12 protein-coding genes and 2 riboswitches are annotated in these 19,320 nt (G+C 37.9%); of the genes, 3 read left to right on the top strand and 9 right to left on the bottom strand.

Going from position 1 to position 19,320, the window contains the following annotated elements:
• The 6 genes from JR050_RS01145 to JR050_RS01170 all read right to left on the bottom strand — a co-directional run.
• Window positions 1-6,053 (bottom strand): RHS repeat-associated core domain-containing protein (locus JR050_RS01145; protein WP_204201680.1); only part of this gene is annotated, 6,053 nt, incomplete at its 3' end.
• Window positions 6,054-6,148: 95 nt separating this feature from the next.
• Window positions 6,149-6,236: riboswitch (cyclic di-GMP riboswitch) on the bottom strand.
• A gap of 185 nt (window positions 6,237-6,421) precedes the next feature.
• Window positions 6,422-7,912 carry a glycerol kinase GlpK gene (glpK, locus tag JR050_RS01150; protein ID WP_204201681.1) on the bottom strand — a complete coding sequence of 497 codons (1,491 nt, stop codon included), beginning with the start codon at window positions 7,910-7,912 and terminating at the stop codon, window positions 6,422-6,424.
• Between the two features lie 543 nt (window positions 7,913-8,455).
• Window positions 8,456-11,392 (bottom strand): PAS domain S-box protein, encoded by a 2,937-nt coding sequence (locus tag JR050_RS01155; protein WP_204201682.1) that lies wholly within the window; start codon window positions 11,390-11,392, stop codon window positions 8,456-8,458.
• A 39-nt stretch (window positions 11,393-11,431) separates the two neighbouring features.
• Window positions 11,432-11,647 carry a hypothetical protein gene (locus JR050_RS01160; protein ID WP_204201684.1) on the bottom strand — a complete coding sequence of 72 codons (216 nt, stop codon included), beginning with the start codon at window positions 11,645-11,647 and terminating at the stop codon, window positions 11,432-11,434.
• Window positions 11,648-11,762: 115 nt separating this feature from the next.
• Window positions 11,763-11,849, bottom strand: a riboswitch (cyclic di-GMP riboswitch).
• Window positions 11,850-11,898: 49 nt separating this feature from the next.
• Window positions 11,899-12,390, bottom strand: a complete 492-nt coding sequence (locus JR050_RS01165; RefSeq protein WP_204201686.1) for a hypothetical protein — start codon at window positions 12,388-12,390, stop codon at window positions 11,899-11,901.
• The gene (locus JR050_RS01170) at window positions 12,391-12,849 is read right to left on the bottom strand and encodes a hypothetical protein (RefSeq protein WP_204201687.1); all 459 of its coding nucleotides are present in this window, start codon (window positions 12,847-12,849) and stop codon (window positions 12,391-12,393) included. It lies immediately after the preceding gene.
• A gap of 143 nt (window positions 12,850-12,992) precedes the next feature.
• Between JR050_RS01170 and JR050_RS01175 the strand changes: the two genes are divergently transcribed.
• Window positions 12,993-15,074 carry a transglycosylase domain-containing protein gene (locus tag JR050_RS01175; RefSeq protein WP_204201689.1) on the top strand — a complete coding sequence of 694 codons (2,082 nt, stop codon included), beginning with the start codon at window positions 12,993-12,995 and terminating at the stop codon, window positions 15,072-15,074.
• Between the two features lie 53 nt (window positions 15,075-15,127).
• Here JR050_RS01175 and JR050_RS01180 read toward each other — a convergent pair whose 3' ends face one another.
• The 3 genes from JR050_RS01180 to JR050_RS01190 all read right to left on the bottom strand — a co-directional run bounded on the left by JR050_RS01180 (window position 15,128) and on the right by JR050_RS01190 (window position 17,822).
• The gene (locus JR050_RS01180; protein WP_204201690.1) at window positions 15,128-16,234 is read right to left on the bottom strand and encodes an HD-GYP domain-containing protein; all 1,107 of its coding nucleotides are present in this window, start codon (window positions 16,232-16,234) and stop codon (window positions 15,128-15,130) included.
• Window positions 16,235-16,386: 152 nt separating this feature from the next.
• Window positions 16,387-17,175, bottom strand: a complete 789-nt coding sequence (locus JR050_RS01185; RefSeq protein ID WP_204201691.1) for a dioxygenase family protein — start codon at window positions 17,173-17,175, stop codon at window positions 16,387-16,389.
• A gap of 2 nt (window positions 17,176-17,177) precedes the next feature.
• A complete protein-coding gene (locus JR050_RS01190) occupies window positions 17,178-17,822 on the bottom strand; it encodes an alpha/beta hydrolase (RefSeq protein WP_204201692.1) in 645 nt (214 codons plus the stop codon).
• 197 nt (window positions 17,823-18,019) lie between these two features.
• On the opposite strand from JR050_RS01190, the gene JR050_RS01195 reads away from it, so the two are divergent.
• Complete coding sequence (locus JR050_RS01195) at window positions 18,020-18,559, top strand: helix-turn-helix domain-containing protein (protein ID WP_204201693.1); 540 nt, start codon at window positions 18,020-18,022, stop codon at window positions 18,557-18,559.
• A 69-nt stretch (window positions 18,560-18,628) separates the two neighbouring features.
• Window positions 18,629-19,318, top strand: a complete 690-nt coding sequence (locus JR050_RS01200; protein WP_204201711.1) for a YetF domain-containing protein — start codon at window positions 18,629-18,631, stop codon at window positions 19,316-19,318.
• Window positions 19,319-19,320 lie beyond the last annotated feature (2 nt).

Here is a 19,320-nt window from a genome sequence, read left to right on the forward strand (position 1 = left end):
GGATTGTTATGCGCGTAGCTATAACCATTCAAGCTTGCTGGAATATCACTCCAACCACCAAACGTATCCTCAGTGATAAAACGCCCTTCATTCGGACTATACCATCTTGCACTGAAGTCTATCAAGCTAGCTTTTGCGTCGTAGGACTTTCCAGTGAAACCAACTGCGTTGTATGGTGCTGCCATATGCGTAAATAGGTTTCCAAATGCATCATAACGGTATTTCGTGATTTGTTCACCAATTCGGTCGGATACATCCATAATGTTTCCTTGCGCATCTTGGTGGTAGTACAGTAATCCACCACGTGTACGGATGTTGCCTTCATAGCCTTCTTGTTTACGGCCATGGTAGCCAAACATCTTACGGGCGATGACTTGATCATTACCCATGTAGTACTGGGCTAATGGTTGTCCGTTTTCACCGTATTCCTTGAATACGTTCATGCCATCGTACATATATTGGGTGGTTTCAGTGTATAATGCTTCTCCGAACTTTTTCTTCAGTCCGTTCTTTTCACCGTTCCCATTTTCTAATGCATGTTCAGGGCCTTTTCCTTTTCCAGGTAGGTTTACATCATAGTAAGATTGTTCACGGCTTACTTTTCGGCCTAATGCATCGTACTTGAATTCCACTTGCGATCCGTCTGGGTAGTAGACACCTTTTAGACGGTTGTCTGTGGTGTAGTCGTATTTGACGAATCCTTCTTTTGTTTCTTTTTGGACAAGGTTTCCGTTCGCATCGTAGTAGAAGTGATCGTTTCCTTCTTGTACAAGTTCATTGTTTTCATTGTAGACGTAGTTTGTTTCTTTTCCGTCCTCAACCTGTTTGGTACGGTTTCCAACTTTGTCATAACTGTAAGTTACTTGATGAATTGGATCCTTGAAGTAATCTGGTACCTCTGGGAATTCCTTTGGACCTTCTTGATAGAACTCTGTCCATGTTTTTGGACCTTTTCCGTTACCATGGTAACGTTCTTCTTTGCCCTTACCATTGTTTGGCTTATCTTCTGGTTTACCAGTCTCTTTGTCTGGTTTGCCTTTTTCCCCATCAGAAGGTTTGCCTGTATCCTTGTTGTCTGGCTTACCTTTTTCTTTCTCTGAATCAGCTGGCTTTTCAGATTGATCAGGCTTTCCAGTCGGTTTATCTTCAGGTTTGCCTAGTGCTGAATACTCCTGTACAACCATGGCATTAGCCTTTGATCCACCAAAGAATTCCGCTATGGAGTTCCAAACTCCTTTAAAGAAGTTTACAACTGCTTCAACTGCAGCATTGAAAGTTTTGGCAATTGACGAAATGAATCCACCTTTTTCTTCGGATTTCTTGTCTTCCTTTTCAGCCTTGGTTTCTTTATCTGCCGAACTTCCCTTTGCTTCCTCTAATACTTCATCATCTTCTACAGTTTCTGTCTCAGAAACAGCTTCATTTTCATTAGTAGATGTTTTCTTAGAGCCTGTCACCAACGTTTTCACACGATTAAAGAATGAATCTTCATTAGAATCACTTGATTCTGTTTCAGCCTTATTTTCTTTCTTGTTGTTCGGTGGTGTGTAAGAAGCATTTCGAATGCCTTCGATTTTCTCCTTTGGATACGTTGCTTTCGTTAGACGAGATAGCTCATCGTATTCAAAGGTCGTTTTAGCTCCGTCTTCTTCCACTTGAGTCAGTCTGTTTCCTAGATTATCGTATGTGTAATCAAATGATACATTTACACGATCTCCGTCACCCTTGTGTTTAATAGAAGTAACTTGATCCTTTTCATCGTAAGAATACGTCGTTTTCACTCCGTTAGAACGATTTACTTCTGCTAATTGTCCATCAGGCTTATATGAGAAAGAGGTAATGTATTCATCTGGATCTGTTAGTGACGTCATTTCATTTCGTTCGTTGTATGAATAAGAAATGATGCGGTCTTCTGGATCCTTAATTTGTGTACGATTCCCTTCTGCGTCATACGTAAACTGAGTCGTTTTTCCGAGCTTCTTATTCGTGATGGACGTTACTTGGCTTAGCGCATCATACGTATAGACTTCAGTAGTGGCAGCACTTGCTGCCTTCGTCATGTTACCTAATGCGTCGTATTCATAAGCATGTTGTTCGTTTCCTAAGTTCACACCCGTTAATTCTTGGCGCTTGTTGTACGTATAAGAAATCGTTTGACCCTTTGGATCTACTTCTTTTGACAGATTTCCTACTTTGTCATAGTAGTATGAACGAGTTTCCCCAAGCGCGTTGATTTCTTTAATTAGTTGTCCCACTGAATCGTACTGCCATTCAGTAGGATTTCCATTGGCATCCACTGTTTTGGTTAACTGACCTAACTTGTCAAATAAATGAGTGGTCTTGTTTCCAATCGAATCCGTAATAGATGTCATGTTCCCTACTGCATCATAGCCGTAGTCTGTTACATGACTGTTTGCATCCTTCTTGCTAATCATGTTACCTAGTTCGTCATAAGCATAGGTTGTTGTGTAACCCTTCGGATCAATTTCCTTCGTTAGACGAGATAATGCATCGTATTCATAAGAAGTTACATGCTTTTCTTGGTTGTTAATTTTCGTTACATTTCCAACTAAGTCATAACCATACGAAATACTGTATCCTAATGGATCCGTTACTTTTGTCACGTTACCCATTGAATCATAGGCCATTGATGTGACAAATCCTCGCTTGTCTTTTACAGATTGAATGTTTCCTAGCTTTGTATAGGTAAAGCTAGTTGAATTCTTCAACGGGTCAAGCATTTCTGTCAGTTGGTCGTTTAAGTCGTACTTATACTCCCACTTCTGATTCTTTTGATCCGTATAGCTCGTCATATTCCCTGCTGCATCATAAGCCATGCTTGTTTTATAGCCTTCTTGATCCACCATTTCGAGAATATTTCCAACCTTATCATAAGATACCTTTGTCACATTCCCTATTGGGTCTGTTACTTGTGTTAGACGTTGCAATTTATCATATTGATAGTTTGTGATTTCACCTAAAGGGTTTTTACTTGTTTCTAGTAACCCTGCTTTAGTGTACGTATATTCTGTTTTCTTTAGTAACGCATTGATTTCACCTGTTAACTCACCAGCTAGATTGTATTCATATTGAGTAGTTGCACCATCTTTATCAATGATGGAAGTTAATTGATTCAATGCATCATAGCCATATTGCACTTTTTGGCCTTTTGGATCTATTTCTTCTTTTAGTCGTTGTAACTTGTCATACACAAAGCTTGTTGTGTAGCCTTTTGCATCCTTAACAGAGGTTACCTGACCAAATGCATCATACCCATATTCCGTGGCATTTCCTTTTGGATCAATTACCTTGTGAAGCTGCTGTTTATCCGTATAAAGATACGTATAAGTGGCTTCATTCGGCATTTTTACCGTTACGGATTTTCCAGCTAAATCGTACTCATACGTCGTTGCTTTTCCTTCTTCATTGACATATTTCGTTAATCTACCTAACTTGTCGTACTCGAACGAGGATTCATGCTTTAATGGATTGATGATTTTTTTCATCTGTCCTAATGAATCATAGCTGAATTCATATGTCGCATTTCTTGCATTTGTCACAGATGTCATGAATCCTAAACCGTTATAGGAATAAGTTGTAGCATGTCCATTTGTATCTATTTCTTTTACAAGCTGACCAATATCATCATATTCATACTTCGTTTCTTGTAATAAAGGATCTACAACCTTCACTAATTGACCGACATTATTATAGGAATATTGCGTCTCATTCAGTAAAGGATCAATCACTTTCACTACTTGCTGTAAGTCATCGTACTCGAACTTTGTTTCGCGTTCAAGAGGATCGATGGTTTTCGTTACATTACCAAATACATTGTACTGATAGGAAGTGACGGCCCCTTTTGGATCTTTTACGGATAAAACACGTCCCATTTTGTCATTTGTCATGATGAATGTTTTTCCATCTGCATTTGTTACTGCATCCGCAAAACCATTTGCATCATAAGAGTACGACGTATGAAGCTCTCCGTTTAAGAAAACCTTTTCTGTCTGTCCATCTGCATTGTATTGATACCTCCACGTTCCATAAGGTGTGACCGTTTTTGTAGGACGATTTAATACATCATACTCATAGGATTCATTATCCACCATTGGACCCGATTGGGAAGCTAAGCGCCCTAGGTCATCGTACGTATACGTAATCGTAGCCCCAGATGGTCCTTGAATCTTATCTACCTGTCCTCTTGCATTATATGAATAAGTAGTTACGGCTCCATTCGGTTCTTCCTTTGAAGTCACTTGTCCTTTTGAATTATACCCGAATGAATATACAGCTCCATTTGGTAAACTAGTGGATACTAATCTACCTTTACCATCATAGTTATACGTAATCGTTTGGTTCTTAGCATCCTTAACCGTTTTTATTCGATTTCCTGCATCATACGTGTAAGATGTCGTTGTGTTATCAGGAAGTGTCACGATTTTTAGGCGACCAGCTTTATCGTAATCATAGTTAGTTGTTTCACTTTTAGCATTTGTTACTGTATCAAGCTGTCCATAGGAATCATACGTAAATTTAGTAATTTTGTTATCAATACCTTTTACTTGTAAAGCTAATCCCCTTGAATCATTTGTGAATTCTTCTTTTTCTCCTAACGGATATTCACTTGAAAGAAGATTCCCCTTTGCATCATAGTTATGCTTCCAAACACGTCCTTCTCCATCCGTAATGGTTGTAGGAAGCTGGTGTTCTGGATGATAAGTAACCCTGGATGTCACTCCTAGAGAGGACTGCTCAAGTGTAACGTTATCGTTTGCATCATATTGAATCGAAATCGTCTCTTTTGCATTAATAATTTTCGAGAGACGTTTTTCGCCATCATATTCATACGTATACGTATTATTTAACGCATCTACCTTCTTCGTGACATTAAAGTCACCATTGTACCAATAAGTAGTCGCCTTCCCTAATGCATCCTTTTCTGTAACTTTACTCTCTTCATAAATATAGTTATTTAGTAGAGTACCTTCATGATGAATACTTGTAACTTTCTCTCCTGAATAACCATATGTTTTCGTTCCAGTTGTAGAATGAGATATAGTAAGGATTCGGTGATTACTATCATACGTAAAGGATTCAGTCGTTCCATCTGGATAGGTTACTTTTCGTAGTTCTTTGTTTTCATATGAATAGCTTGTCACTCGACCAATTGAGTCTGTCATGGAAGAGATAAGATCGCCATTGTAACTAAATGAAACAGTACGCCCGTCCTGGATTTTAATTTCTGTTAAACGTCCTGCGGAGTCATAAGAAAGTGTCATTCGATCGCCTTTCTTATTTTCAACTGCAATCAGCTTTCCTGCTACAGGATCAGCGTTTTCACGCCATGGAGCTTTATACCCCTTGAAAATGTATGTCATCCCATGTGGGTGCGTAATTCGATACTCATCCTTTGACACACGAGCAAGTGATGATTTTGCTTCTCCCTCTGTTGTATAGCTTCCTTGATCAAGTGGATAATAAATCGCTGTATCCTCGTCATATTCATCAACAAGTAAACTTTCATCCTTCTTATGGAAAGTATAGTTGACTTGTGACCCATCAGATTTGAATTCTGCAATATTGAAATCGGCAAACATTTGAATCGAATGCTCATACGGAAAACTCCATCCATAGCCAAATGGTGAGAGCTTTTCCTTTTGAGAGGTCTTATATAGACGCTGAGCTGTAATTGGGAACCCGTAAGAAGGAAGAACAAAATCATTCCTCTGCAGGAGAAGCTCTCCTTTTGGAAGCTCTACTGGGGATTCCTGAGACGGATTTTCAACTGGAAGTTGTCCAGATTGATTACCTATTAAGCTAGGAATCTCGGGTTCACCTTGAGCAGCTCCTTGGTTTTGTAATCCTAAAAAGTTTTGAGATTGGTTTGGTACTGCTCCTGGCTGTGGTAACCACTCCTCTAAAAGGGGATCCAAAAACAGTTCTGGTGTTGCTGCCTGTACTTTATTTGCAAACCCTGGTAGTACAGAACTTCCGATTAATAAAAAGATTAATAGATAAATAATTGCTTTGTTAAAACGAAACCTAGACAAAAATAAAAACTCCTTTCCCTCAACGATTAAAAACTGACCTCGGTAAAAAGTCATAGCTTTGTTGACAGAAAGGAGCTTCCAAATATTCTCATCAATTCGGCAACCCAGCCGTCTTCGCATTTCTATGCATTAGACCCGAGGCTTTGCGTCCCCGACTTTCGACCGGGTTTGCTAGTATCGTTGATCTATTTAATTAATTAGTAATAAGACTATTAGACTACTTCATAAGTTTACAAATTTCGCCATTAACCTGCAATAACTTTCAAAATATTACAACTAAATTGAGCATAATTACCTAACTTCGTTATTTGAAAACATGACAAAAGGAGGATGTTATATCCTCCTTTTCCCAAATAATTCGCTTACTTTTACTTAAACGTAATCGTCGCACGAATCGCTTTCGTCCACCCACTATACAAAGCATCTCTTGTTTCCTCATCCATCGCAGGACTAAAGCACCTATCCAGTGCCCAACCGTTAGCAATTTCATCCTGGTTATTCCAATACCCTACTGCAAGACCAGCTAAATAAGCTGCGCCTAACGCAGTGGATTCATTAATAACCGGACGTTCTACTGGTACATTTAGAATATCGCTTTGGAATTGCATCAGGAAGTTATTTGTGACTGCTCCTCCATCTACTCGAAGTCTCTGTAAAGGAATGCCTGAATGAACTTCCATTTCGTGAAGGACATCCTTTGTTTGATACGCTAATGATTCCAGTGTCGCACGAATGAAATGCTCCTTCGACGTACCTCGAGTTAACCCGAATACTGCACCCTTTACGTCCGTTTCCCAATATGGTGTGCCAAGCCCAACGAATGCCGGAACAACATACACACCATCCGACGATGTTACCCTTGTGGCATATTCTTCGCTATCCTTAGCATGACGTAACATTCGAAGTCCATCACGAAGCCATTGAATCGCAGAACCTGCTACAAAAATACTACCTTCTAGCGCGTACTCTACTTTTCCGTCAATTCCCCATGCAATTGTTGTTAACAGGCCTTGATCGTTTTTGATCGCTTGCTCTCCTGTATTCATTAACATGAAACAACCTGTTCCGTACGTGTTCTTTGCCATCCCTCGTTCAAAGCAGCCTTGGCCAAATAGCGCTGCCTGCTGATCTCCCGCTGCTCCTGCAATTGGAATTTGTTGTCCGAAGAAAACAGCTGTGTCTGTATGACCATATACTTCTGATGAAGGACGAACTTCTGGTAATAAAGACTTCGGTATGTTTAATATCTCTAGTAACTCGTCATCCCACTTTAACTCGTAGATGTTGTACATAAGCGTACGAGATGCATTCGAATAATCCGTCACATGAACACGTCCACCTGTTAACTTCCAGATGAGCCATGTATCAATCGTTCCGAACAACAACTCGCCTCTTTCTGCCTTATCACGTGCTCCTTCAACATTGTCTAAAATCCACTTCACCTTTGTTCCAGAAAAATAGGCATCAATGAGTAAACCTGTTTTCTCACGGAATAAGGAGTTGTATCCGCTTTCCTTTAATTCCTCACAAACCGAAACTGATTGTCTGGATTGCCAAACAATTGCATGGTAGATAGGTTGCCCCGTTGCTTTGTCCCACACAACCGTCGTTTCACGTTGATTTGTGATGCCTATCCCCGCAATTTGTTCTGGACGGACATTTGCTTCTGCTAAACAAGAGGAAATAACAGAAACAATTGAACCCCATATTTCATTCGCATTATGTTCAACCCAGCCTGGTTTCGGAAAATGTTGAGTAAATTCTTTTTGTGCTGTATGAACAATTTCTCTGCCCTGATTAAACAAAATTGCACGTGAACTCGTCGTTCCTTGGTCTAATGACAAAATATACTTTTCCAATTCCTCTCCTCCTGACTATTTCTCTTATCTCTATTACATGTGAAGAAAACTACTCTCGTCAAGTTTTTCTATTCCTTTAAATTTTGTTATGATGTTAGTTGAATGAGAATGAATTGAAGGTCATATTGCGAAAAGGTGCCAATAAACAAGAGTCTATATGCACGTAGAAAGAGAGTTTAAGTAATTTTCTAACGGGTAGGTACAAACAATCTAAAAGAAGTATGTTTCTAATTTTTTGTAGTGATACGTAAAAAATCAGTTCGTTCCATTTCGCTCCAGACACTTGCTTTCCGCGGGGAGGAAGCTGAGCCGCCTCGTCTTCGCCTGCGGGGTCTCAGCCTTTCCTCTACTTCCCGCAGGAGTCAAGTGTCCTCCACTCCATTCCACTTAGTTATTTAACTTAAAGCTCTAACACATAGGTTTTAACAACAAAAATAAAAAACGTGAATTCGTATATGAATTCACGCTGAAAATCTTATTGTGATTTACGTTTTGCACCTCGAATTGGAATCAGTTAGAAATTCTCCTAATTTGTTACATAAATCAATCATCATACTTTTCAATCAAACTTTCTAACCTCTTTAGTTCAGTTATATCGCGTCCGACTACAATGTAATGTTTAACTTCACCGTTCGTATCTTTCACCGGATTAACTGTCATTTCTAGATGAAGCCATTCTCCATTAACATGTTTCAAACGGAAATTGATTTTACTTGATGTCTTATCTTTTATCATCGTTTGAAAGTGTTCATCCACTAGTTGTACATCATCTGGATGACAAAGCTCTAGTATATTTTTCCCTTCAAAATATGAAGGCGAGTGGCCAAGTATTGTTTCATGTGAAGGTGAAGCGTATGTCAATACTCCATTTTGATCAACAATCCCAATGAGGTCTAACATATTTTCGGTAATTAATCGGTATTTTGTCTCACTTTCCTTTAGTGCCTTTTCGATTTTCTTTCGTTCCGAAATATCGATACACGATGCGATTACCTCAACAATTCTTCCACCTTTTTTGACAGGACGTAATGAAGCTAAATAGACAAGATCTCCTACTCTACCTTCATACGTCACTTTTTCACCTTTCCAGGCTCTTTCATAATAAGTTGTCTTCTGCTCAACTTCATGCAGTGGATAAAACTCTTTAAGTTCCTTTCCCACTACATCCTCGGGAATTAACCCAATACTATACAATAATTCCCCATTACATAATGTATGGATGAATGTATTGCCTTTCTTCTCAAATTTAAAAATCATCCCTTGCTGCTGGCTAATCATATCCACTAATTCCTGACGAGCTAAATGCAAGGTTTCTTCCATTCGTTCATTGTGATAGGAATCTTGTGGTACACCATTTTGTTGTACCATTTTTTCAAGATTTTCAAATTGTTGAACGAATTCATCTGGAGGAATCGGTCGACTAAATAAATAACCTTGTGCTACATCACATAAGTTGCGTTGCAGGAAAATTAAGTGCTCTCTCGTTTCCACACCTTCTGCGATAACCGTCAGTTTGAGCTGATGTGCCATTCCAATAATCGTTTTAACAATGGCTCTATCATTTGAATCACTCGTACTGTTCCTTACGAACGATTGATCTACCTTTAGTTTATGAATTGGAACTTCCTTTAAATAGTGTAAGGAGCTATAGCCTGTACCAAAATCGTCTAAACTGATTTGAATTCCTAAACTTTCTAGCTCCTTTAGTACTTTAATTCCATGCACTTTATCTAATAACATACTTTCCGTAATTTCAACTTCTAGACACTCTGGTGATAGTCCTGTTTCCTCTAGCACTTGACGAATCGTCTCGATAAGATTCGGTTGGTATAGCTGTCTTACAGATAAATTTACCGACATGACGAACGGAGGAAGACCTTGTTTTTGCCATTTAACATTTTGCTCACATGCTTCCCGTAATATCCATTCACCCAGTGGAATGATGAGTCCTGTTTCTTCTGCAAGAGGAATAAAGTCAAGAGGTGGAATAAACCCTTTCGTAGGATGATTCCAACGTACTAACGCTTCTACTCCTGAAATCTTCCCAGTTGTTAAATCAAGCTTCGGCTGATAATAAAGGATAAATTCTTTTGCTTCAATTGCTTTCCGTAAACTTGTCTCATATTTTAATTTTTCAAACGTTGTATCTTCATTGTTTGAACAGTAGAAATGAAACATGTTCTTTCCATTTTGTTTCGCTTGATACATTGCTGAATCTGCCTTTTTAATTAACGTATCCACGTCTTTTCCATCCTCAGGGTAAAGACTAATTCCGATACTTGGCGTAACATAAAGCTCATAATGTTCAAGTGAAAAAGGTGTTTCGAAGCATTGGAGAATTCGTTTCGCTACTTCCTCCGCTTCCTTTCGATCCTTTACTTTTTGAAAAACTGTAAACTCATCTCCACCATTTCTAGCTAAATTCCTATCCTGAAACAACCGATTCTTCAACCTTAGTGCAACAGCTTTTAATAATATATCTCCTGTTGAATGCCCAAGCGAATCATTGACGTGTTTAAATCGATCAAGATCAAAAAAGAACACGGCTAACGGTTCGTCACCATTTTGTTCGATCTCAGCCTTCAACTGATCGTAAATATAATTACGATTGTATAGTCCTGTTAAGGAGTCATGGTACGCCATAAATTTAATGGTTTCTTCATTTTTTTTGCGCTCGGTAATATCAATGACAGTACCAATGATTGCAGGTTTTCCCTTATATAATGCTCGAGCTCCATGAACTTCAATATATACAGTAGAACGGTCTTTTTTCATGGCGCGATATTCATCTCGGAAATTTGCACCATCTTTGTATAACCGCTTCTTCATTTTTTTCAACACATAGGAGCGGTCATCAGGGTGAATGAGTTCAATGGCATCCATGCCAATTAGCTCTTCCTTTTCGTATCCCGATAATTCTACAAGCTTTTGATTCACAAACACGTACTTACTATCTTGAATCATATATATACTGACAATCGAATCCTCTGTCAAATTACGATATTGTGACTCTGCTTCTACTAAAGCATTTTGAGTTTCTTTATATGACGTAACATCCTTAAGAATTGAAAATACCCCTTCTACCTTATTATTAACGATGATCGGTAGATTGGTGATGTTCATCTCGATTGGCTGGCCCTTTTTATTATAGACCGCGGTATCGTATGTAGTAGGTATACCTTCTGTCGCTTTCTTAAAGCTTTCAAGCGTAATTTCCAATTTTTCTTCTACGATGAACGGTAAAAACGACTTATTTAATAACTCTTCTACTGTATATCCGTAATTACCAACTACATCGTTTGCACTTAACATTTTACCTTCTAAGTCAAATGTAATGATCGTATCTGGATTGTTCTTGAATAACGATTCGTAAAATTCCCCTGTTTTTAGGTCGAAGTTCAGTTTTCTCTCCGTTCTAACATGTAAAATTATATAAGTAATAATAATGGCAAGAAGTCCAATGACAATCCAATATACCACCAGTTCACCCCCCAATACTGAAAACTCCTAGTGTTCGAGTTATCTTGCAGGTACTATATCATCAATTTCACTAAAGTTATAATGCTCGACTATTTTCGCATCATCTAAATAAACTAAAAGACTCATATCATTTTGGTTAAAATTAACGATTCTACCTACTAGTATGTGTCTTCCTTTCTTTTTCAACACTACTTTTATGTGCAATAAACACTTTTCTTTTTCCCATTGCTGAATCTCCATCATTAACTTTTCCATCCTTATCTACCTCTCTCGTGTTGTGAATTACATTAAGGGTGGAATAGAAACTTGCTTATTCTTCTAGTGAAAACAATAAAACCACCTTTTAAGGTGGCTTATCATTGTCCATCCCTTCGGCGGCCCGGCGATCATCGCATTTGCATGCATTAGACCCGTAGCTTTGCGTCACTACCTTTCGATAGCTTTGCCATTATCGGTGGATAAAAAATTATCCTATTGTATTTATATCGGTTCTTTCCCTTCATTCTTTAATGTTTTATATATTTATACATAAATAGAAGTACTGATTGAATATAAAGATAGATTGGAATTGAATAAAGCCAACGATATCCATTCTTATAGGTAAATACACCAAATTTAACATTTAGTAATTCTATTAGAACTCCGATACAAGTCCAAACTATAATATAGACAATATTTCTTTTTCCTCGCACATGAAATTTCTCGTGAAAATAAATAAACAGATACCCATAGGGGCCATATATTAAATATGCGACAATATCCATTACTGTGTATTTGGGACCATCTAAAATATCGTAATAATCAAAAGGAGTAGCCCCTATCGTATTATCAAATAAGCTCGCTACTGTAATTCCATAAAAGAGAAGAAGAAAAGTTATAAATCGATTCTTAAACAGTCTTGGGAGAAAATAAATCATGGTGTAGGACAAGATAATAACAGTTAGAATGTAAAAGTCATTTCCATTAAAGCTTTTCTCAACGAATTGAATAGAACCCATCTATGTCCACCCTCGCTTTCTTACCAGTTGCATTATTGTTAACTCCACAAGCAAAAGACTGGTTAAATAGAAGATAGAGGCAAAAACAGACCAGTTTTTATACTGAAATAACTGAAGCTTTATATTCACCACTTCAATTACCCAAAATAATCCGATTGAGATTACCAACAAGCTGAGGATTTTTCCAACCGACCGATAATATATAAACCTATTAACAATAATTGTTAATAACAACGGAAGAACGAAGCTTCGATAAAGAACAAAGCCTATATACTTAGTTGGTTCCGTGGAAACATGAATCAATTTTATAGGATCAGAAATAATTAAATAAGCATGAGTATTTATAAATACTCCAAACATTAAAAGAAGTACTTGACCTTTCTTTCCAAGTAAATTTTTTTCAAATATAAGTAAAGCAACCAACAACCAGCATAATATTACATAAATGGTAAGTGCCATCTACATCATCCAAACTTTTTTTACTTATCTTCCCCCATCCTGTTGTTTTCTACTACTTTGTTTATCCCCACAAACATGAAATTCCAGCGAACTATATGGAGTAACAATCATTGAAACGTATATTGATAAAAGGATGAATTGTAATGTCTAGAATAGAGCGAAAAAAACGTTTAACGAATTCAAAATTCACTCAATTAAAACTCAAAAATCAAGTGTTATTCGCTGTAGTAGCACTAGGTTTAATTGGGATTCTTGTACTAAATCTTCTGATTCAGTTCTCGGATGTTAGTAAATTAGAGAATCCCGAACCAATACCTACACTGATATTTGATAAAGATGGAGAAATTGCCAGCTCCATTTCCAATTCAAAAATTGAAGGAGTAAAGCTAGAGCAAATATCTCCACATTTAATTCATGCCGTTATTGCAACAGAGGATCAACGCTTTTACAAGCATAACGGACTTAACTATGTCGGAATCGCTCGTGCACTTTTTAACAACGTGACAAGTGGTGAAATCGTAGGAGGTGGAAGCACCATTACACAACAGCTATCGAAAAATGCATTTTTAACTCACGAGCAAACGTACACTCGAAAATTCAAAGAAGTGTTCATCACGAAAAAAATTGAACGCACCTACTCAAAAGACGAAATTTTAGAAAGATATTTAAATCAAATTTACTTTGGCGAAGGTTCGTGGGGAATTGGCCGTGCTTCGCAAGTTTACTTTGGTAAAGCACCTTCTGATTTAAACATCAATGAAGCGGCAACACTCGCGGGTCTACTAAAGGCACCCACCCATTATTCACCGTATAAAAACATGGAATTATCGCAAAAACGTAGAGATATTGTACTTGGGTTAATGAAGGAAGAAGGCTATATTTCTCAAGCAGAAATGGAAAAAGCAAAACGTGAACCAATCGCTTTATCTGAAAAAGAGGTAGAAGATTACAAAGGACGTTATCCTTATTATGTTGACAAAATTATTGAGGAAGCAGTTGAGAAATATAACATATCAGAAACAGAGATTCTATCCGGAGGCTTGCGTATCTACACAGAAATGAATGCAAGCATCCAAAAAGTTGCAGAGCAAGTGTACAGAGAAGAAAATAATTTCCCACAAAGCACTTCTGATCAGATCGTTCAAAGTGGGTCTGTATTTATAAATCCGAAAACAGGAGGCATTGTCGCCTTAGTCGGAGGACGCGGTGAATTTTCATACGGAGGCTTCAACCGAGCTACTGATTTAGTCCGTCAGCCAGGGTCTACAATGAAGCCACTTGCTGTGTATACACCCGCACTGGAAAAAGGCTATGAACTATATGATTCATTACTTGATCGCCCCATTCGTATTGGCACCCACGAACCTAAAAATTACGATGGGCAGTATCGTGGTGAAGTTTCCATGTATGACGCAGTTGTAAACTCTTACAACATTCCCGCTGTCTGGTTAATGTATCAAGTAGGATTAGATCAAGCTATGATATCAGTGGAACGATTTGGTATTCCGCTTGTGGAGAAAGATCGCGGGCCAGGAATTGCACTTGGAGGAATGAACGAAGGAACATCTCCCCTTGCTATGGCACAAGCATTCTCCACATTTCCAAACGAAGGGGAAATGATTGAAGCACATGCAATCACAAAAATCGAAAACGTAGAAGGACAGCTCATCGCAAGTTGGAAGGAAACAGCTACGAAAGTGACCGATGAACGTGTTGCACAAAAGATGAATTACATGCTAAAAGGTGTTGTAGATAAAGGAACCGGACGAAAAGCACAAGTTGCAGGATTTGACGTAGCCGGAAAAACTGGCACTACCGAAGTTCCTTTTGAAGGGACCAACGGTGGTTCAAAAGATCACTGGTTTATCGGATACACCCCTACAATTGTCGGTGCAGTATGGCTAGGCTATGACGATACGAACAAAAACAACTACTTAACTTCTTCCAGCAGCCAAACTGCCACGGTCCTTTTTCAAAAGATTCTCGAAGGCTCAAAAGCTGAGATTGAAAATGAAAATTTTAACTTTACCGCTGTAGCAAAATATGCGAAAGAGTACGAAAAGAAAAAGGAACAAGAAGAGAAACAGAAACATAGGAAAGAGAAAGATAAGGGGAAAGGTAAAGGACGAGATAAAGAAGGAGAAAATAATGGAAAAGGAAAGGGCAAGAAAAAAGACGATGATGATGAGGACGAAAAAGATGATGATGAAGAAGATGATGATTAACGGAGTAACAATATTAACACTTAGCCCAAGTAAAAATTTACTTGGGTTTTATTTTATACCGAAACTTTTCTTTCAATGATTGCATCGCACTTGATGATCATAGTTGAAAGCTCATTCATTAAATCGATATCAAAGAACTCCTTTATTGATAATCTTCTACCTTCTTTATCCTGATAGACTCTTACCTTAGGTCTCTGGGGATATTTCGGGTCATTACCTACAATAACACCTTTTTCCCCAGTATTTAATGTAACGGTTATTCCTACCGGGAAGATAGTAACCGCTTTCTTAAATGCTTCTATAACAGAAATATCATATCTTGTGTAGCAATATCCATATAGAATTTCCATTGCTTCATGAGGAAGAAGTGCTTTCCTGTTTATTAGAAAATCGAATTTCTCGGCTACACCAATAATCCTGGCAAATAGGTGAATGTCATCTCCTTTTAACCCTCGTGGATAGCCACTACCATCGATATTTTCATGATGTTGGTATGCACAGTGTGCAACCAAAAGATGTAACTCCGATTCTCTTCTAAGCATATCGAATCCAAATTCAGTATGTTTTTTTACTAAATCTTTCTCTTCCTCTGATTTTTCCTCTTTTTCAAGTAATTCTTTTGGAAGCTGTAATTTTCCAATGTCATGAAATAAAGCGCCAATCCCTAGTATATGGAGAGATTTTTCATCAATTCCAAGTGCCTTTCCTATGGAAATAGAATATAAACTCGTGTTGAGTGAATGTTCAAACATGGTATTATCATTTTTGATTTGAAGATGTGATAGAAGATTAATAAGATTACTTGAATGATGCAATTCTATTAATAATTGATCTAACACACTTTTCAGTTCATTTATCCCGTTGATCCGCGATGATAAATTGTTTTTTTGTGAGCTTTTGTTTGTCATTGACGAAAAAATAGATGAGAGTGTAGATGTGGTCTTTAACCTTAACTCAAAAGGAATATTATCATCCATCATCTCTATATCATCTGTAACGTCAGACTTTACATAAATGAAAGTAATGCGCTTTTTTAGTCTGTTTATGTGGGAAGTCGTTAATGAAGTACCTACATTAAGAAGAATTCTAGCATTTTCATCATAAATAGGTCTTGCTAAGATTAATCCTTCTTCTACACTTTCAATAGCTACCATTCTCATGTTGTCTCCCACTTTCCGAAAACATAGTCATTTTTCCCTAAGAAAATTATATCACCGGTAAATTGTTCCTACAATGGAATATGACAAACTTTTCAGAAAATGGAGAACAAAAAAAACATTACTCCACAAAGAAGTAATGTAAGTATAAACTATTAGAGTTCCCCGAACTGCCAAACACTGTGACTTAAGTTTCCATAACGATAACTACGGTGAAGTAAGCTTGCTTTCTTGCTAGTATCAGCTGCCCCCATCGCATAGAAAATTGGAATAAAGTGCTCGTTCCCGTAAGGAGGTACCGCAAGTTCCGCAGCTGGAGCTAACTTTTCGTATTGAAATAAGGAGTTTGTATCCCATTTTTCAAAATGCTCTGCTAACCAATTATCAAAATCAAGTGCCCATTGATCCGTACTTCCATTGTCCGCCATCATTTTTACAGCTCGTAAATTATGGACCGTACCACCACTTGCGATTACTAACACATCTTTTTCCCTCAGTGATTCGATTGACTTCCCAATCTTATACTGTTCTTCTGGTGTAAGGTTAGGGTTTACCGACATTGACACAACTGGAACATCTATATCCGGGTACATCATTTTCAGTACAACCCATGCTCCATGATCTAAGCCGCGCTTCGTGTCCACTTGAAACGAAACGCCTGCATCCGTAAACATCTGCTCCATTTCTTTTGCCGTGTCAAGATGACCTTTCGCAGGATACATAATACGATATAATGCTTCTGGAAAGCCACCGAAATCATAAATCGTGGAATACTCTGCTACCTCACTCACCATTTGAACAGGCGCTTCCCAATGTGCCGAAAATAGTACAATTGCTTTCGGCTTCGGCAATGTCTTCCCTAAAGACTGCAAGAATTGTGTATATTCATTATCCTCAATCGCTAATAACGGTGCACCATGTGCAACAAATAAAGATGGTAACATGTTTATTCCTCCTTTAATTTTACTATCCAATTTATTAAATCCTGTTGATTTTGTAATGAAACCGCATGTGGTTCTTCATAGCTTCTGAATGTAACGCGTGCACCTAACTGTTCAAAATACTCTTTACTTTCAACTCCCCACTCATATGGTAACACTTGATCATGCTTACCATGAGAAATGAAAACAGAGAGATCTGTTACTTTCTTAATTGTATATTCCTCTTTTACAAAGGCTGGAATATAACCACTTAATGCAACAATTCCCTTGATCTTATTGACGAGTGTTAATGCTAGTGTTTCTGAGAGAATAGCACCTTGGCTAAATCCAAGTAAGAATAGATTATTTGTGTCTATATTATACTGTTCAATCGTATAGTCAATGAAACTTGAAAGCCTTGTAATCGCCTCATCGAACACGTCACGGTGTGGCTTCCCGTACCCTTGAATCGTAAAATAAGCATACCCCGGAGGCTGATTTAAGTGGCCACGAATGCTAAATATATAAAATTGTTCTTCTAATCCGTCTAGTAAGGAGAGCATATTTCTTTCATTACTACCCATTCCGTGCATAAGGAATATGGCAGGATATCTTTTAATAGGATCGATATGATTTGGTTTACGTACTTCATATATCATTGGTTCGTTCATGCTCTTCACCTCACTACTGTATTAACTATCTAAGCTAAAGCAAATGGCTTATACAAAATGCATATTGAGTACATAATGTTGTATCTTAATATAGATATTTGTTATTTATAAGTTAACAAGAAACTATGTAGATTGTCAACGGTAAATTTGCTATTATAGAAATAAGTTTTTTATTAGAAAACCCCTGAGGTGATAACATGGATATTGGTACGAAAGTACGCGCAATACGCAATAGAAAGAAAATTACAATTGCCCAAATGTGTGAAGGAACGGGATTATCGAAGGGATTCATTAGTAATGTTGAAAACAACAACACCTCCCCTTCTATCTCTACATTACAAACCATCGCTACTTTTCTAGACGTTCCACTCCCCTATTTATTACTAGAAAAGAACCAGCACATGAATGTCGTTCGAAAAGAAGAACGAACGACTACAACGTTTAATGGTTTAACCATTGAGCATTTAACATCTAGAGGTGGCTTACGAACGATGATTGTAGAAGTACCTCCAGGAGGTTCAATTGGCAAGCCTCATGCTCACGAAGGAGAAGAATGCCACCTGGTGATACAAGGGAAAATTTTAGCCGAGCAAGGTGAAGATTCATTTTTATTAGAAGAAGGCGATTCATTCAGTTGGAATGCTAGTGTACCTCATTATGTAAAAAACATCAGTGATGAGAAGGCAATCGTGCTTATTTCCGTATATTCAGATACAGAACTGCGTGATGTATTTTAACATTCATATTCAAGCCAGGACTTGGAGATGCTAGAGTGAGGAAGTATAGCATTGATGGGTGGGCATTATATGGGATATATCGGACAGATCACAGTTGAGCTTGTCGTGGGACTTCTTGCGTTGTTAGTTGCTACTAAAATTGTAGGTAAAACACAAATTTCACAGCTAACTCCCTTTGATTTTATTTCAGCAATTGTTTTGGGCGAGTTAGTCGGCAATGCTCTCTACGATTCTAAAATTCATGTTTGGAGCATTTTGTATGCCATTGCCATGTGGACTTTATTAATTTATATCATTCTGATCATCACACAAAAATTCAGAAGTACCCGCACGTTTCTCGAAGGCAACCCGGCAATTCTAATTCGAAATGGAGTCATCGACCGAGAACAGTTAAGATTAAACAAATTGGATATTAATGAACTTCAGCAACTTCTTAGGCAGGAAAAAGATATCTTCTCTCTCCGCGAAGTAGAATTTGCTATCCTCGAACCAAATGGACAAATAAGTGCAATGAAGAAACCAAGATACGTAAACCCTACCGTTCAAGATCTCGGTCTACAGCAGAAAAAAGTATTTTTGCCCATCTCTCTAATCAACGATGGTGTCATTGACTATGATAATTTAAAGACCTCTGGATATGATGAACAGTGGTTGCGAGACCAACTTATTGAAAATGGAATAAATCGAGCAGAAGATGTTTTATTCGCAGATTGGATCGAGGAAGAAGGATTTTTCTATCAAAAAAAGGAGCCTCGTTAGAA

The organism is Bacillus suaedaesalsae, assembly GCF_016890225.1.
In the GTDB taxonomy this organism is placed as follows: Bacteria; Bacillota; Bacilli; order Bacillales; family SA4; genus Bacillus_BS; species Bacillus_BS suaedaesalsae.

Coding starts and splice junctions, on each gene's coding strand:
- JR050_RS01160 (WP_204201684.1), bottom strand. CDS start 11,647: ATGGAAAAGTTAATGATGGAGATTCAGCAATGGGAAAAAGAAAAGTGT.
- JR050_RS01165 (WP_204201686.1), bottom strand. CDS start 12,390: ATGGGTTCTATTCAATTCGTTGAGAAAAGCTTTAATGGAAATGACTTT.
- JR050_RS01170 (WP_204201687.1), bottom strand. CDS start 12,849: ATGGCACTTACCATTTATGTAATATTATGCTGGTTGTTGGTTGCTTTA.
- JR050_RS01175 (WP_204201689.1), top strand. CDS start 12,993: ATGTCTAGAATAGAGCGAAAAAAACGTTTAACGAATTCAAAATTCACT.
- JR050_RS01180 (WP_204201690.1), bottom strand. CDS start 16,234: ATGAGAATGGTAGCTATTGAAAGTGTAGAAGAAGGATTAATCTTAGCA.
- JR050_RS01185 (WP_204201691.1), bottom strand. CDS start 17,175: ATGTTACCATCTTTATTTGTTGCACATGGTGCACCGTTATTAGCGATT.
- JR050_RS01190 (WP_204201692.1), bottom strand. CDS start 17,822: ATGAACGAACCAATGATATATGAAGTACGTAAACCAAATCATATCGAT.
- JR050_RS01195 (WP_204201693.1), top strand. CDS start 18,020: ATGGATATTGGTACGAAAGTACGCGCAATACGCAATAGAAAGAAAATT.
- JR050_RS01200 (WP_204201711.1), top strand. CDS start 18,629: ATGGGATATATCGGACAGATCACAGTTGAGCTTGTCGTGGGACTTCTT.